Raw genomic sequence first — 15,964 nt, forward strand, 5'->3', positions numbered from 1 at the left:
CTGATTGGTAACACCTGCTTTTTTAAATCAATATATACCCAGCTTGATAATTACTTGATTGCAAATTTCATCTTTGCTTCCAGTCTGCTCCGATGCAAGATCGGCTCTGTATATCCGTTTGGCTGTTCATATCCAGAGAATATCAATTCGCATGCTGCTTGGAAGGCGACAGAATCCTCATAATTAGGAGCCATTGGACGATACACTGGGTCCTCAGCATTTTGTTTATCTACGACAATTGCCATTCGTTTTAAAGTTTCTTCTACTTGTTCCTTTGTACATATGCCATGATGCAGCCAATTAGCTATATGCTGGCTGGAAATTCTTAATGTCGCACGATCTTCCATTAGCCCAATATTATTAATATCAGGCACTTTTGAACAGCCGATTCCTTGTTCCACCCAGCGGACAACATAGCCAAGTATTCCTTGCGCATTATTATCCAGTTCTGCCTGTACTTCCTCCTGTCCCCAGTTTCGATTAGGTGCAACCGGAATTTGCAGGATTTCATCCCGTAGGCTTGGCTGTTCACATAATATTTCGTTTTGTACTAATTTAACATCGACTTGATGATAATGTAGGGCATGCAGGGTGGCAGCTGTAGGAGATGGCACCCAAGCCGTATTTGCTCCTGCTTTTACATGCGTCACCTTTTGCTTGATCATTTCTGCCATTAAGTCAGGCATAGCCCACATCCCTTTACCAATTTGGGCATGGCCTTGGAACCCTGTTGCAAGCCCATTATTCACATTTGACTTTTCATAGGCGTGCAGCCAAATCGATGATTTCATCTCATTTTTACGAATCATTGGCCCAGCTTCTATTGATGTATGAAGTTCATCCCCAGTACGGTCAAGAAAACCCGTATTAATGAATGCTATTCGTTCCTTTACTTCCCGTATACAAGCTTTTAAGTTAAGAGAGGTTCTGCGTTCCTCATCCATTACACCAATCTTAAGCGTGTTTCGTTCTAAACCAAGTAAATCTTCTACTCTGTTAAATAACTCATTCGCAAAAGCGACTTCTTTAGAGCCATGCATTTTTGGTTTTACAATATAGACAGAACCTTTTTTGGAATTTTGATATTCTGCATTTCCAATTAGTGAATGCTTTGCAATTAAGCTTGTAACAACCGCATCAATAATCCCTTCATACACTTCCTCCCCATTACCATCTAAAATGGAGGGATTTGTCATTAAATGACCAACATTGCGAATAAACATTAATGACCTCCCATGCAAGGAGAAAGTTTGGCCATTCGGAGACCTATAATTGCGGTCAGGATTTAACTTTCTTTTTACTGTTTTATTATCTTTTGTAAAAGTCGCAGTCAGGTCTCCCTTCATTAGACCCAGCCAGCTTCGATACACTTGAACTTTATCCTCTGCATCAACAGCTGCGACAGAATCCTCACAATCCATAATCGTTGACAATGCCGCTTCAAGAAGAATATCTTTAACACCTGCATCATCTGTTTTACCTATCGGGTGGGTACGGTCCAATTGTATTTCGAAATGTAATCCATTATTTTTTAATAATATGGCTGTGGGATTATGAGTATCTCCTTGGTAGCCTGCAAATTTTTCGTCGCTAATTAATTTGCTTTCATTCCCATTGTTCAATTGTGCTAGAAATTGACCATCCACAATCTTATATTGCACCACATCCTTATGTGATCCAGCAAGTAATGGGGCGGTTTGATCAAGAAATGCACGCGCAAAGGCAATAACCTTTTCACCTCGAACCGGATTGTAGCCTCCGCTGCGATGACCTCCATCCTCCTCACTTATGACATCCGTTCCGTAAAGAGCATCATATAGACTTCCCCAGCGAGCATTCGCTGCATTGAGTGCATAGCGATGATTATTTACAGGTACAACTAGCTGAGGACCAGCCTGAATGGCAACTTCCTCATCAACTTCATCCGTTGTAATTACAAAATCTTCTCCTTCATCCTCCAGATAACCAATCTCCTCTAGAAAGGTTTTATATTTTTCAAAATCAAATACCTTATTTTCTCTATGCCATGAATTTATTTTAATTTGAAAATCTTCTCTTTCTGAAAGAAGCTTCTTATTTATAGGTGTGAGCTCCTTCACTATTGCTCCAAATCCTTGCCAAAACTCTTCCTTCTCCACTCTCGTTCCTGGAAGTGCTTCAGAATTAATAAAATCAAATAATTCTAATGCCACTTGCATATTCCTAATTTTCCGATAATTCATTTTTTATCATAACCTCCTAATAATTTATTGTTTGTTATTACGAAACACTGTTCCCTTCTATCGTAAAAAAAGAATATCATAGGTTATTGTACCGTTTCAATAATTTTCTAAAAAATCTGTAAAATAAAAAAACCACAGTTTCAATCACAACTGTGGTTTTTTACTTTATTAGATACGTCTTGCATGTCCGTTAAAATGATCTTTCCAATACCCGCTCGTCATGGTCGCAACTGCTACACCTGTAGAGGATTGAGAACCAATGAATTTTCCTCCACCAATATAAATGCCCACATGTCCGTCTTTTTTATATGTGTCGAAGAAAACTAAATCTCCTGGTTTCAAATCGCTTGGTGACACTTTCGTTCCTGAGTATCTTAAGGATGAAGTACTTGAAGGAAGGTTAATTCCTCCTTGAGAAAACGCCCATGATACAAAACCAGAACAGTCAAATCTTCCATTTGCAATATCTGATGCCGATCTTCCTGCACCAAAAACGTAAACAGAATTTCCGATATATTTATATCCAGCTGAAATAATTGTACTTAAATCTCCACTTGCTGAAGGTACATTATTAGAAGAACTGCTTTCACTGGATGATGAACTGGAATTTGAACTTGAACTTGAATTAGATTTAGAATTTGAACTTGAACTTGAATTTGAATTAGAACTTACAGAAACACTTTTTGGAGTGAACTGGCTTGCAATTCTATGTCTGATTTCTGCTTCTCTTGCAGCAAGCTCACTATCCTTGTACTGTAATCCTTCTTTTAGTACTGCAATTTCATTTTCTTTTGCTTCAAGATCTTTTTTTAATGCATCATTTTGAGCCTTTTGCTCATTCATTAACACTTGCATACCTTCAAGTTCTGTTTTCATTTCTTGTAATTCATTTAATTTCTTTTCTATTTTTGCTTGATTTTCTTCTAAAATCTTTTTATCTGCTTCATGCTCAGCTAAAATATCTTGGTCTGCCTGTACGATTTTTGTTACAGCACCGACTCTTTCAATAAAGTCACCAAAGCTAGTTGATCCAAGAAGGACCTCAACATAGCCAATCGAGGAGCTCCCATTTTCCTGGTAAGAAACTGCACGTTGTTTTAGAATAACACTTCGCTTGTCGATTCTTTCTTGAATGATAGCTTTCTCTTTATTGAGTTCTTCGATTTCTGCGTTCGTACTTGTAATGTCTGTTTCTGTTTTCTTTATTAATTGAGTATTATCAAGAATTGCTTGATCAATTCTTTTTAATTGAACATCTAATTTCGCTAGTTCTTCAAGAACTGCAGTTAATTCCTGATCTGCCTTTGAAAGGCTAGATTGTATGCCTTGACGCTGTTTTTGAATTGATGATTTTTGTGTATTTAAGGAATCAGCTTTTACAGACGGAATAGCAAACGCTCCTCCTAATCCAAGCATTAATGTCGTATTTAAGATTACTAGTTGCTTTTTCATCATTTTGCCTGCCTTCCGATATACTCTAGTTGGTTTTATATGTATTTTTTCAGATAATTATGTTATTTTTCATGTAATTTCGATTTTTTTTGACAAAATATCTATTACTTTCACTTCCATGTTGAATTATATCATCGTAATTTGACAGGAAGATGTTATTAATATTACAAGAATATTTCATTCAGTTCCATATACTTGAAAAAGAGTGTTAATATGTATATTTTCTGGAATAACTAGTTAATTATTGGTAACATTATCTAGATTGAGGCATTGAGCTCCTATGAATATAGTAAAAGAGATTTCAAATGACTAACATCTCGCTTGCAGAAGCTGTTGAACTAAAAGTGTATTTTCAAAAGAGAATTCATAAATTTAAAGAGGAAATGGACCATGTTGCCTTTATCAAAATAGAAAAAGGAAGCTAACTGCCAAAACAGTTACGTCAATTGGAGGATGTAGAAGAAGTAATGGAGCAGGTTCGACTTGAATTTCGACTGCCCGGTCGATTAGGTTATCGAGCAAATGCCGTTCATGAAATGCCATTTAATAAGAGGACTCTCCCTATAGCAGAAGCAATGGAACTTGCTCCACAGCTCCGGGTTCAAAGCATGCAAATATAAAGAAATTGGTTTTCATTAAAGCGGCACTTTTTGCCCTCTAAATAATATCGCATCAATGCACTTGAAATGGAGCGCTAAGCAAATAGGCTGTCCAATTTATCAACGCAAAAGATTTTACGATTGAATTGGGTTTTGACAGTGATAAGTATTTCAAAACCTTGAAGTGGTGAGACTTGTCTTCAACACATAGAAGGAGAAGATTTCTGTACAGTATTAGGGTGACGGCAAACCAATGGCTACTAACCATTTACTTTGTTACCACTAATTGATCACAAACTATGTCAATGGACGCCGACCTTTGTTTTTGCTCTCCTTCATAAGCCCCCTAGCTTTTTAGCAGGGGGTTCCTAGTTACTTAAATAGGGGCTTAATGTATTAATTGCCTCGTTAAGTTTTTTGGCATTTTTCTCATACATTTTTTTCGCATCTGCAGATTCTGTTTCAAGACTAAAAATTTCCAGATCGGCTTGACATTTTTTCATCATTGCCATTAATAATGGTCTTGTTTGAGGAGTGGGCACTTGGATTTTATCATCGAAAAGATCGACAGTCAGTTCACCATACGAGTCAACTTGTCCATAAAAGACATTATCTAATGTTACATTGAGCTTTTCTAATTCAAGATCCAGCCATTTTTTACTTTTCCCCACTGCAGCAAGTGCATCAAAAACAATTTCTCCATCTCTAATGATCATTTGAGGTGCTTTTTCATTTGGCACCTTCATATTTAAGTCTTTAGCAGTTAAAGGTCTGTTTTCTTTTTTTAATAGTACACTTAAATCGCCCGTCGGTTCTAAAACCGCAAATTCAACATCGGCTACATTAAAGACATCTTTTTGTCTTAGTAAAGTTCCCAGCTCATCTGTAGAATAATTTTCTTTCTTTAAATTATCCTCCATGATCTTTCCATCTTTAATAAAAATCGTGCTTTTTCCTTCGACAAAATCACGAAATGAATTGCTTTTTAATGACAGAAAATCCACTAGATACGTGATGCTTCCGAATAAGAAAATGGCAAGAATTCCATGAGCCATATTACTTTCCAGACCCATAATCACCTCACCGGCGATACTTCCTATTGTAATTCCAGAAATATATTCAAAAAAGGAGATTTCCGAAATTTGCTTTTTCCCTAATATCTTTGTAAAGAAAAATAAAACGATCATAAATAATAGTGAACGAACAATAATATGGCTCCAATCTGACATACTCTCACCTCACCTTATGATTGTTTATATTGTGGTTCTTCTAGCACCATTTCATTCACCCGGTATTGGAGATCTTTCTTAATCTCATTCATGATGTTCATCATGTCATGAAACGTCCTTTGAGATTCTTCTTCCTGTGAATTTAAAGCAAGGCTAGATAGCTGTGCTTCGATCGAACGAATTGTTGATACACATTGATTCACACTGGAAATTGTTGTCATTCTAACACCCTCTTCTACATAATGAAAAGGTTGGCAAGAAGCCAACCATTCATGCAATCATTTATATTGAGGCTCTTCTTGCTGAATTTGCTGCAAACGTGGCTGTACATTATCAATGATCGCCTGAGTTTGCTGTGCAGCATCTTGATATAACTGCTTTGCTGCTTTATTATCAGTTGCTAATGCAAACGTTTCAAAGCTTGCTTGTGCGCTTTTTAAACCTGCGATTGTTTGCTTAATATTCGTTCCTACAGTCATTTCATTTCCTTCTTTCTTTAAGTGATATCTTACAAAGATATTATTTCTTTTTTTGCCAGCAATATTAAAACTACTTTTTGGAAAAAAATCTGCAGTGACATACGCGCTGCAAATATATAAAATGTGATACTCATCACTGCTCCCTCAGTTGAGATTTATTATCATTAACATGTACGATACTCTCTAATATGGAGGTTGTAATAATGGAAAAAAAATCAATTATCGAAGCTCAAGAATTCAACGCTAAACAATTTACTAAAAGAATCCTTTTTCGTGAGGGAGAAAGTACCGTATTTGTGCTAAACTTCATGCCAGGTCAGCAGCTTCCTGCACATAAGCATCCTGGAACAAATGTTTATTTATTGGTACTTCAAGGAAGCGGTACACTGACAATAGATGGCGTTCCTTCAGAGGTAAATGAAAAAGATGTAATATTGGCTGGCGGAGACGAGGAATTCGCCTTTATTAATAATGGGAATGATCATACAACTTTATATGTTATGTTAAATAAGATTCCCGATGAAAGGTATGTACAGAATATTTATTGATATTTTTTTTAAGGACTGGTTAACCTCCAGTCCTTTTTTATTTCAATGAAAAATTTGGACTTATGATATAGAGTCTCTTAAGTGAATCGATGATAACAGAATAATCCATCGGAATAATGAACATAATTTAATTATAAAGTTTTTGGAGTGAACAAACTCATGAATAATAAAAATCCTATCAGTTCCTCGGAACTAGGAACGCTTTGGCTTACATACCAAGAAAAAACACTCATTATAAGAGTTTTAGATTACTTTATCCAGAAAGCTGATGACCAACAAGCTATAAATATTATGGGTGGATTATGGCAAGAACTTGATTATTACGTCAAAAAAATAGAGGGCATTTTTATAAGTGAAGGGGCTGCTATTCCTAAAGGATTTACCAAAGAGGATGTAAATATCGAAGCGCCAAATTTATATGACAATGGTTTTGATATTATGTTCATTCGGATATTAAAGGAAATTAGCATGGGGATGTATACAATAAATATGAATATGGCATACCGTGATGATGTGATGGCTATTTACGAGGGACTAACTGCTATTACTCAAAAAATTTATAAACTATCTACATTGTATTTGCTTGAGAAGGGAATACTCACACTTCCACCTAATGTAACAATGCCCAAATCTACAGGGTTTATTAAAAGCAAAGACTATTTAAAAGGCTTTAAACTTTTTGGCGACAAACGATCGTTAAATGACATTGAATTAGGATATCTTCACCATGGAATTGAAACCAATAATATTGGCATGCAGCTGATAACTGGTTTTGCACAATGTGCAGAGGATGAGGAAGTAAAACAATACTTTGTTAAGGGAATGGATCTAGCAAAAAAACAAATAAAAGAATATGAGCAAATACTTTTAGAAAGTGATGTTCAGTTTTCTGCTACTTCCGGAAGCATCGTTACTTCATCCACCATTGCGCCATTTTCACAAAAGCTTATGATGTTTTGCGTTTATCTTTTGAATAGCTTTGGGATTGTCGGAGGAAGTTTTGGAGCAGTATTTAGCTTAAGAAATGATGTTATCTTGAAAACTTCATTGTTTGCCAAGGATGTTTTCTTTTATGCAAATGATGGGATCAAAATTATGATAAAAAATGGGTGGTTAGAAGAACCACCTCAAGTGGAAGATCGCACGAAAATAATTAATGGAAAAAATCAAAAATGAATAGGTTGATTCTTCCCTTCTGAATAAATATGGGTTCACAGATGAATAATAAGGCAAGTGTTATCTACTAACACTAAATATAAATGTGGAGGGATACATGTTGAATATTCTTATCCGCTTAATATCTGCTTTATTAACGCTGTTTATTAAAGGGGTATTTTTTATGAAGACTTTCAAATGGAAGTTAGATGAATTGTTACGAATGCCTTCCTACAATTAAGCATGAATATTCTTTTCGTATCGCACTTTTCCGCATTGTGTAAATATAAGGCAGGCATATTCATATGCTTGCCTTTCTATATTTTTCATTTACATAAAAACGTAAAAAGCACAAATACTACCATAATAACGAGATATCGGTGGTGTACACATGCAGTTTTCCAGACTTCAGCTATTTTTTGTTTTAATCTTATTCATTGGAATTTCAAACCATGTACTCATTCTGCCTCATTTATTGAGTAGTGCAAAACGAGATTCATGGGTTTGTGTCATAGCTGCATATTTTATTCTGCTTTGCTGGGGGTATGTGATCTACCGTATTATGTCAAAAAATACACAAAGACAGAAACTTTATTATTGGCTGCAAGCAAGATCTGGAAAACAAATCTCAAAATTCATCCTCACATTATTAATGTTATATATTGTATCTGTAGGTGTAATATCCTTTTATGATTTAATTCAAACCGTTCAAATTTACTTCCTTCCACTTTCACCTAGTTGGTTAGTCATGCTGCCCTTCCTCCTCCTTTGTGTTTGGACAGCATACAGTGGAATGAAATCAATCGTATATATATCTACAGTATTATTGCCCCTTGTCTGGCTTTTGGGGCATTTTGTTGCTTTTTCCACGATGGATGCTAAAGATTATTCATATATTTTCCCGGTATTAATTAATGGATATGATCCTATTATTAAGGGGACTATTACTATATTAGGAGGAAGTGTTGACCTACTCGTTCTGCTGCTTCTTCAGCACCATTTAAATAAATCTTACTCCTTTTTATATATTCTTATTCTAATTTCTATTTTGCTTGGACTGGTTCTTGGTCCCACACTCGGATCAATTGCTGCATTCGGACCAAGCATTGCTGCTGATATGCGATTTCCAGCATTTGAACTATGGAGGCTAATCACACTTGGCCAACACATTTCACATGTTGATTTTTTAGCTGTGTTTCAATTATTAAGTGGTGCGATCATTAGAATATCTTTATGTTTATTTTTAGTATCAGATGTTGTAGAAACTAGTTCAAAAAAGATAAAAATTCTAATATTTATTCTATTCTCAATAATTTTGGCAAGTGTTACCATTTTTCCAATTAGTGATATGTGGGTTCAACATTTTGTTGGAAAATATTTTTATTCAAGTACTGTCATCTTAGCTTTATTCATTTCTTTATTCCTGTTTATCATTAGTTATTTACCTTTACGGAAAGGAATAATTAACACATGAATTATGATCAAGTACATGGTATATCCACTATAAATCATACTCTTAAAATGGGAAAATTAACTAGTGAAGAGCTAAAAGGGATGATGCGCCCCTATTCCGACATCTATTTTATCCCAATCGATACGGATATCGATATTCAGTTGTTTTATTGTACAGGCATGATTGATACTGTTCAGCTTAATGAAATTTTTAATAATCTTCTTCTGCATATTAAGAATGATAATAATCTAATAAGCCGATCTCATGATGGAGATTTACCTCCAATCATTCAAATTGGCAGTGCAGAAGATATGATTAATAAGACATTTTCTGGTTTTTTGATTGTATACAAAGAAGGTATGCCATATTTTTATGGAGTTGATCTTTCAAAGCTTCCGCAAAGAACACCTGAAGAATCCAATACTGAAGTATCTATCAAAGGGCCAAAAGATGGTTTTACTGAAGAACTGCATGTGAATATTTCACTCATACGAAAAAGAATAAAAACACTTGATTTATACTGTGAATCTTTCCAAATCGGATCATTGAGTCAAACAAAAGTTTCACTGCTTTACCTAAAAAACAAAATAAATAACGATACAATAGAAGAAGTGAGGAATCGCTTAGATAATTTTCAAACAGAAAGTATTATAAGCAGTGGGCAATTAGAGCAATGGATTTCAGATCGTTCATTTTCTTTATTCCCTTTGCTCGACTATATCACTCGTCCAGATTTTGCAATCGAATGCTTATTGCGTGGCAGATTTATCATCTTTGTAAATGGATCCCCTTTAGCGCTTATTGGTCCAATAAATATTTTTGAGCTCGTTAAATCACCAGAAGATGTCCATTTTCCATTTTATCTCGTTGCATTTCAACGTATGTTAAGAATATTAGGATTAGTAATCGCCATCCTTCTTCCAGGTTTTTGGATTTCTTTAGCTTCTGTTAATGTGGATCAACTCCCATTTTCGCTTTTATCAACTGTTGTTGTATCAAGAGCAGGGCTGCCTTTTCCCATCGGCTTAGAAGCATTTATTATTCTAGGCTTATTTGAGTTTCTTAGAGAAGCTGGCATTCGTATGCCTACAGTAGTCGGGCAAACTATTTCAATTGTTGGCGGGTTAATTATCGGGGATGCAGCTATTCGAGCAGGTCTGGCATCACCAACTATGATAGTAATTATTGCGATGACCGCAGTTGCAAGCTACACGTTAGTTAATCAATCATTGGTAGGTACTGTGAGTATCCTACGGATCTTTGTTATGCTAATTTGTATTTTTTTAGGGATTTATGGGCTATTTATTAGTGTCATAGGCATCCTCGTTTACATATCACGGCTTGAATCATTTAAAATAGCCTATCTTGAACCCATTTCCTCCTTAAATTTTAAAGAAATGTTATCAGCTTTACTAATTAACCCATTTAAGCGAAGAAGTTTCACCTCAAAAATGCTAAAAAGGAGAAAAGGATGAATCGCATAATACATATTCCTAGAATCATCATCTTCCTTCTATCTATATTGTTAACAACAGGATGCAGCAACGATATTAATGAAGTTCAAAATCTAAATTTTGCAACAGCTATAGGAGTAGACTTTAAAGATAACAAATACCATATTTATATCCAAATGTTAGGCTTAGGTTCAGTAGCAAAAACTGAATATGCCACAAATGCCCCTCCTCAAGTGTATATTTCAGAAACAATCGGAGAAACATTCATTGATGCATTTTTTAAGGCATACCGAACTTCTCAAGAACGGATTATTTGGGCGCATGTAACTGCAATTGTTCTTAGTGAATCAGCCTTAAATAAAGGAATAGAAAACATCTATGATGGCTTAACGAGATATTACGAATTTAGACCCACACCTTGGGTATTTGGCACGTTGGAACCGATTGAGGATATTTTATCTGCCAATGGTTTTTTTAATCAATCCTCATTGAATACAATATTGCATAGCCCGCAGAGCTCATATGAACAAGGTTCATGGGTTAGACCCATTAGATTAAATAAATTTGCAAGGGAGCTATTGGAACCCGTCCAAACAACATATATTCCTACATTAAAAATCAACAGAAAACAGTGGAAAAAAAATAAAGAGGCTGAGCCAAAACTGGCAATAAACGGTGCCTTTTTTCTTAAAAATAAAGAGTATAAAGGATTTTTCGAGTTAAATGATATTAAAGGCATTCGCTGGATTGCATCCGAAACAGAGCGGGCTTCAATTTTAGTTCCAAGTACAGAAAAACCCGAATTTCTTACAGTTTTTGAAGAACAATATGTAAAAATTATACCCATTAAAGTAAATGGAAGATATAAATATGATGTAGTTTTTTTTGCTAAAGGATATATCAGCAATAGACTAAAAAATAACGTTTTAAACGTAAATCATATGCAAAACTTTGTTAAAGACAGCATAATTTCTCAAATAAAGGATTTTTATCAATTGGGTTTAGACAAAAATATAGATTTTTTAAACCTAGAGCATCAATTATATCGAAAACATAATAGTAAATGGAAACAAATGACTAAGAAAAATGAGCCATTTCTTGAGGAAGATAGCATTAATGATTTCAAAGCTTATATTTCACTTCAGCATTCGGGTTCCTTTAAAAAACAAAAAATTAAAATAAATGATTAGTAAAGAGAATGTTGTTAGATAATAATTAGTGTGTTGTCATTTAACACAAAATTAATAATGGAGTAGATAATAAATGCCAAACAAACAACCTATTGAATATACAGGAAGGGTTTTGGATCAAAGAAATGATCTAACGGGACCTGATGATAAAGGAAAGGCTTCCTATCCAGAACGTCCAAAGCATGTACCCATACAGCAGTCTAGTGATAAAAGACGCTAATAGTGACTCTTAATAAGAACCTTTTTCACTGGGTTCTCATTGGGAGATAAAGAAAAAGAAACCATTTTGAATTAAGGTTAATCAAAATGGTTTCTTTTTGTTATGTTAATTGCATAGTTGTTATACATGTACCGTCATTTTCAAAAGTAGAAAGCTCAGACTCCACTTTTTTCCCATCGCTTGTGATCGTTATATGGTACTTTTTATCTCGCGGCAGCCATAAATCGATAAATCCGTTCGCTAAAGACTTCATTTTTTCATCTACAATTACATTTCCCTCAGTATCTTCAATGTACACGTCAAACTCTTTATCCACCATTTCACCTTGACAACCTGTCAAGCTATGATTCGTTCATGGATGGGTTTCATTAACATAAGGGGCTATCGAAACAAAAAATTCGTCCGCAGGTAAGTCGTAGGTTAACTTGTTCTCGTCACTGTCAGTTACAATGAGTTCCTTAGAAGTGATAGAAGCAGTCTGATCTTTTAATTTTCCAACACTGTACTCATTGACTAGTTCCTTTATGTTTTCTGTTTCCCCTTTTTCCGAAGAAATATCTTCATTCGTGTTTCCTGCGCTGCAAGCTGCTAAAACAATGGAAGCCAATAAAGTTAGACCAAAGATTATTCTTTTCATCTATTATTTATCCTCCTTTCACAATCATTGCTTACTATATCCAAAAAGTATGCAGATTTTATGCATTTGATTTGGCTGAAGTTGTGTATTTTTTTTGTCAAATATATGATAGAATAACATTCTATTTTATTCTATCATTTTTTCTTTATTAGGCTGTTTTCTAAAACATTTCAGGTCATTTAAATGATGCTGGAGGCTGAGTTTGATTACCCGTCCAGCCAACTATTTTTGCAAACATTTTTTATGCACACAAACAAATATAATAACAAAATAGCATTCAATAATGATCGATATATAACTTTTTAATGCTTATTAGCCGAAAATAGGGACGGTGACTGCATTGGTTTCAAGAGTCTCTACACGAGATAAAATACTTGAATTATTAAAAAAGGAGACAATTTTAACTGTTAGCGAACTTTCTAAGTCATTAGGAATTACAGAAATGGCTATCCGAAAACATTTACATATTCTAGAACGTGATTCATTCCTTGTCATAAATGAGGTAAGACAACCAATGGGAAGACCCATCCAGGTTTATTCATTATCTCCAAAAGCAGAAGAACTATTCCCAAGCAGTTATGAAAATTTAACTGTAGAATTTCTGCATGATCTAGAAGAATTGCATGGGGAAGAAATTATTGATTATCTTTTAGAAAAAAGAAGTGAACGACTTAAAAATAGTTATAAACAAAATATGCAAAATAAAAACTTCGAAGAAAAAATAGAAGAGCTTAAAAATATTCAAATAAAAAAGGGATATATGGCAGATGTAACAAAAATAGATAACGAGACGTATGAATTTGTAGAATATAACTGTCCCATTTATACAGTCGCGAAAGAATATAAAAAAGCTTGTTCTTGTGAAACTGAAATGTTCAAAGAGGTCTTAGGAACCAGTAATGTAAAAAGAAAAACTTGCAAAGCTGACAATGATGAGCATTGCAGATTTTTAATCAAGGATCATGACTAAAAAAAAACATGCTAACGACTTAGTCGTTAACATGTTTTTTTTATTACCGCGATAGCGAGCACGTCTTCACCTAATCTTGAATAATGTAACATGTATGGACATGGCCAACTAGTTATTCAAGATACATAAATTTTTCGTTCTCCTAGATAACTTCTACTGAATTCTCTTCAATTTGTTTTAACCTTGCTGAGGTTTCTTCATCACTTAATTCATGTTCTTTCACATAACGGTTTCGAGGGTGTACTCGACATTCATGTGTACATCCTCGTAAATATTTATATTCATTTTCTTCTGAGCAAATAATTTGTTTGTTGCACTCAGGATTCGCACAGTTTACATAGCGCTCACAAGGTTCTCCTGTGAAGTAATCTTTTCCAACTACAACATGTTCTTTCTGATTAATTGGTACACTAATTCGTTCATCGAAAACATAACATTGTCCATCCCAAAGATCACCTTGTACCTCCGGATCCTTTCCGTAGGTCACAATGCCCCCATGCAGCTGGCCTACATCCTGGAACCCTTCTTTTACTAGCCAGCCGGAGAACTTTTCACAGCGGATGCCGCCAGTACAGTAGGTTAGGATTTTTTTATCAGCAAACTCCTCTTTATTTTCCTTTATCCATTGAGGTAAATCACGGAATGCCTTAATGTCTGGTCTTACAGCACCTCGGAAATGACCTAAATCGTACTCATAATCATTTCTAGCATCAATCACTACTGTATTCTCATCCTGCATTGCTTCATAAAATTCTTTCGGGTTTAAATATTGACCAGTTACTTCCTTCGGATTAATATCATCCTCTAAGCGAAGTGTAACTAGCTCTTTTCTAGGACGAACGTGCATCTTTTTAAAGGCATGGTGCTCAGCTTCATCTATCTTAAAAACTATTTCAGCAAAACGTGAGTCTGCTTTCATTGTTTCCATATAACGTTCGGTTTGTTCAATTGTACCTGAAACCGTTCCATTGATCCCTTCTTCAGCAACAAGAATTCTTCCTTTTAGTTCAAGGTCTTTACACAATTTCAAATGGTCACTAGCAAACTCTTCAGGATTGTCAATAGGAACATACATATAATACAAGAGGACTCTAAACGGTTTATTTTTTTCAGTCATTTTAATACTACCACCTATCATTATTAATATTTGCAAGATATTAATGCATTTAGGTAGGATCCACATACCTTATTGCTATTCTTACAATTTTACTCTTTCTAAGATTCTTCACCTAAAAAAATCACTTCTGTTTCTAAGTCAATTTCAAAATTTTTCTTAACTGTCCCTTTAATCACATTAATTAAATCAATATAGTCATTAGAGGTAGCTTGATCGATATTCACGATAAAGCCAGCATGTTTTTTTGATACCTCTGCTCCACCAACTCTGGTCCCTTGAAGCTTGCTATCTTGAATTAATTTCCCAGCATAGTGTCCGGGCGGTCGCTTAAAAACACTGCCGCAAGAAGGGTATTCTAGCGGCTGTTTTGATTGTCTTGCAATAGTAAATTCATCCATTTCGCGTTTAATCAATTTGTGGTCGCCCTGTTTTAGCTGAAATTCCGCCTCTAAAATAACATAATCCCTATTCATGAAAATGCTCTTACGATAGCCTAATTGCAATTCTTCTTTAGACATCGTTACTATTTCACCATTTCTTGTGATAACCCGTGCTTTTTCGAGCACATCTGAAATTTGACCCCCATATGCACCAGCATTCATATATAAAGCTCCGCCAACACTTCCTGGAATCCCACATGCAAATTCTAAGCCAGTCAATTCATTTTTCAATGCAAAATTAGAAACAGCAATGATGGCAGCACCGCTTTGTGCAGTTATCACATCATTTTCTATACTTATATGATTAAACTTAGTAAGGCATAAAGTAATTCCACGAATGCCTCCATCTCGCACAATTACGTTCGAACCGCTCCCAAGAATTGTAACAGGAATATTGAACTTTTTTGCCTGCTTCAAGACTGCCTGTATTTCTGTAAAACTAGATGGTGTAATAAACAGATCTGCCACTCCACCAAGTTTTGTAAACGTATGCTGTTTAATCGGCTCCAATGTTTTAATATTTTCATCCAAAACATCATCCGAAATACTATTCACAAAATGCTGATAATCACTCATCATTTTTCTCCTTCAATCCTAAATAGATATCCCTTTTCACTTATATTTAATGATATCTACCTTAGAAGTGTGTTCGATCAAATGAACAACTCTGATAGAACATTATTTAAGTTTTTATACCAAAATGTTTAAAAACCCTTTGCTACTATAACATACTATCTCCATTTTTTCATCCTTTTGAATAAGTATCTATTTAATATCTCAATTTCGAGATAATATCAAA

Annotated in this window: 17 protein-coding genes; 9 read left to right on the forward strand and 8 right to left on the reverse strand. The window is 34.8% G+C overall.

The window, feature by feature from the left end; genetic code table 11:
• Nucleotides 1–50: 50 nt before the first annotated feature.
• Both ASU02_RS17420 and ASU02_RS17425 read right to left on the reverse strand, forming a co-directional pair.
• Nucleotides 51–2,222: a malate synthase G gene (locus ASU02_RS17420; protein WP_057765940.1), complete on the reverse strand. Its 2,172-nt coding sequence runs from the start codon at nt 2,220–2,222 to the stop codon at nt 51–53.
• Nucleotides 2,223–2,390: 168 nt separating this feature from the next.
• Nucleotides 2,391–3,674, reverse strand: a complete 1,284-nt coding sequence (locus ASU02_RS17425; protein WP_057766049.1) for a C40 family peptidase — start codon at nt 3,672–3,674, stop codon at nt 2,391–2,393.
• A 467-nt stretch (nt 3,675–4,141) separates the two neighbouring features.
• On the opposite strand from ASU02_RS17425, the gene ASU02_RS27025 reads away from it, so the two are divergent.
• Nucleotides 4,142–4,294 (forward strand): hypothetical protein, encoded by a 153-nt coding sequence (locus tag ASU02_RS27025; RefSeq protein ID WP_232426282.1) that lies wholly within the window; start codon nt 4,142–4,144, stop codon nt 4,292–4,294.
• Between the two features lie 347 nt (nt 4,295–4,641).
• Here ASU02_RS27025 and ASU02_RS17430 read toward each other — a convergent pair whose 3' ends face one another.
• The 3 genes from ASU02_RS17430 to ASU02_RS17440 are packed head-to-tail and all read right to left on the reverse strand — an operon-like array spanning nt 4,642 to nt 5,981.
• Nucleotides 4,642–5,502 carry a DUF421 domain-containing protein gene (locus tag ASU02_RS17430; protein ID WP_057765942.1) on the reverse strand — a complete coding sequence of 287 codons (861 nt, stop codon included), beginning with the start codon at nt 5,500–5,502 and terminating at the stop codon, nt 4,642–4,644.
• A 14-nt stretch (nt 5,503–5,516) separates the two neighbouring features.
• Nucleotides 5,517–5,723: a DUF1657 domain-containing protein gene (locus ASU02_RS17435; protein WP_057765944.1), complete on the reverse strand. Its 207-nt coding sequence runs from the start codon at nt 5,721–5,723 to the stop codon at nt 5,517–5,519.
• Nucleotides 5,724–5,780: 57 nt separating this feature from the next.
• Nucleotides 5,781–5,981, reverse strand: a complete 201-nt coding sequence (locus ASU02_RS17440) for a DUF1657 domain-containing protein (protein ID WP_053476490.1) — start codon at nt 5,979–5,981, stop codon at nt 5,781–5,783.
• Between the two features lie 203 nt (nt 5,982–6,184).
• On the opposite strand from ASU02_RS17440, the gene ASU02_RS17445 reads away from it, so the two are divergent.
• The 7 genes from ASU02_RS17445 (at nt 6,185) to ASU02_RS26475 (ending at nt 12,001) form a co-directional block, all read left to right on the forward strand.
• Complete coding sequence (locus ASU02_RS17445) at nt 6,185–6,529, forward strand: cupin domain-containing protein (RefSeq protein ID WP_057765946.1); 345 nt, start codon at nt 6,185–6,187, stop codon at nt 6,527–6,529.
• A 159-nt stretch (nt 6,530–6,688) separates the two neighbouring features.
• Nucleotides 6,689–7,705 (forward strand): DUF3231 family protein, encoded by a 1,017-nt coding sequence (locus ASU02_RS17450; RefSeq protein ID WP_057765948.1) that lies wholly within the window; start codon nt 6,689–6,691, stop codon nt 7,703–7,705.
• A 97-nt stretch (nt 7,706–7,802) separates the two neighbouring features.
• Nucleotides 7,803–7,925 (forward strand): hypothetical protein, encoded by a 123-nt coding sequence (locus tag ASU02_RS27245; RefSeq protein WP_269745994.1) that lies wholly within the window; start codon nt 7,803–7,805, stop codon nt 7,923–7,925.
• Between the two features lie 150 nt (nt 7,926–8,075).
• Nucleotides 8,076–9,158, forward strand: coding sequence for an endospore germination permease (locus tag ASU02_RS17455; protein ID WP_057765950.1), 1,083 nt, complete (start codon nt 8,076–8,078; stop codon nt 9,156–9,158).
• Nucleotides 9,155–10,612 (forward strand): spore germination protein, encoded by a 1,458-nt coding sequence (locus ASU02_RS17460; RefSeq protein ID WP_057765952.1) that lies wholly within the window; start codon nt 9,155–9,157, stop codon nt 10,610–10,612. Before ASU02_RS17455 ends, ASU02_RS17460 begins: the two co-directional genes overlap by 4 nt.
• A complete protein-coding gene (locus ASU02_RS17465; RefSeq protein WP_057765954.1) occupies nt 10,609–11,781 on the forward strand; it encodes a Ger(x)C family spore germination protein in 1,173 nt (390 codons plus the stop codon). Before ASU02_RS17460 ends, ASU02_RS17465 begins: the two co-directional genes overlap by 4 nt.
• Before the next feature lie 73 nt (nt 11,782–11,854).
• The gene (locus ASU02_RS26475; RefSeq protein WP_157684529.1) at nt 11,855–12,001 is read left to right on the forward strand and encodes a hypothetical protein; all 147 of its coding nucleotides are present in this window, start codon (nt 11,855–11,857) and stop codon (nt 11,999–12,001) included.
• 100 nt (nt 12,002–12,101) lie between these two features.
• On the opposite strand, the gene ASU02_RS26480 is transcribed toward ASU02_RS26475, so the two are convergent.
• Nucleotides 12,102–12,638, reverse strand: coding sequence for a CueP family metal-binding protein (locus ASU02_RS26480; RefSeq protein ID WP_198317456.1), 537 nt, complete (start codon nt 12,636–12,638; stop codon nt 12,102–12,104).
• A gap of 340 nt (nt 12,639–12,978) precedes the next feature.
• On the opposite strand from ASU02_RS26480, the gene ASU02_RS17480 reads away from it, so the two are divergent.
• On the forward strand, nt 12,979–13,608 hold the full coding sequence (locus tag ASU02_RS17480) for a helix-turn-helix transcriptional regulator (protein WP_057765961.1): 630 nt from the start codon (nt 12,979–12,981) through the stop codon (nt 13,606–13,608).
• A 142-nt stretch (nt 13,609–13,750) separates the two neighbouring features.
• On the opposite strand, the gene trhO is transcribed toward ASU02_RS17480, so the two are convergent.
• A complete protein-coding gene (gene trhO, locus ASU02_RS17485) occupies nt 13,751–14,725 on the reverse strand; it encodes an oxygen-dependent tRNA uridine(34) hydroxylase TrhO (RefSeq protein ID WP_057765963.1) in 975 nt (324 codons plus the stop codon).
• Between the two features lie 98 nt (nt 14,726–14,823).
• The gene (gene murB, locus ASU02_RS17490; RefSeq protein ID WP_057765965.1) at nt 14,824–15,741 is read right to left on the reverse strand and encodes a UDP-N-acetylmuramate dehydrogenase; all 918 of its coding nucleotides are present in this window, start codon (nt 15,739–15,741) and stop codon (nt 14,824–14,826) included.
• Nucleotides 15,742–15,964: the final 223 nt, after the last annotated feature.

The organism is Cytobacillus praedii, assembly GCF_001439605.1.
Classification (GTDB): Bacteria; Bacillota; Bacilli; order Bacillales; family Cytobacillaceae; genus Cytobacillus; species Cytobacillus praedii.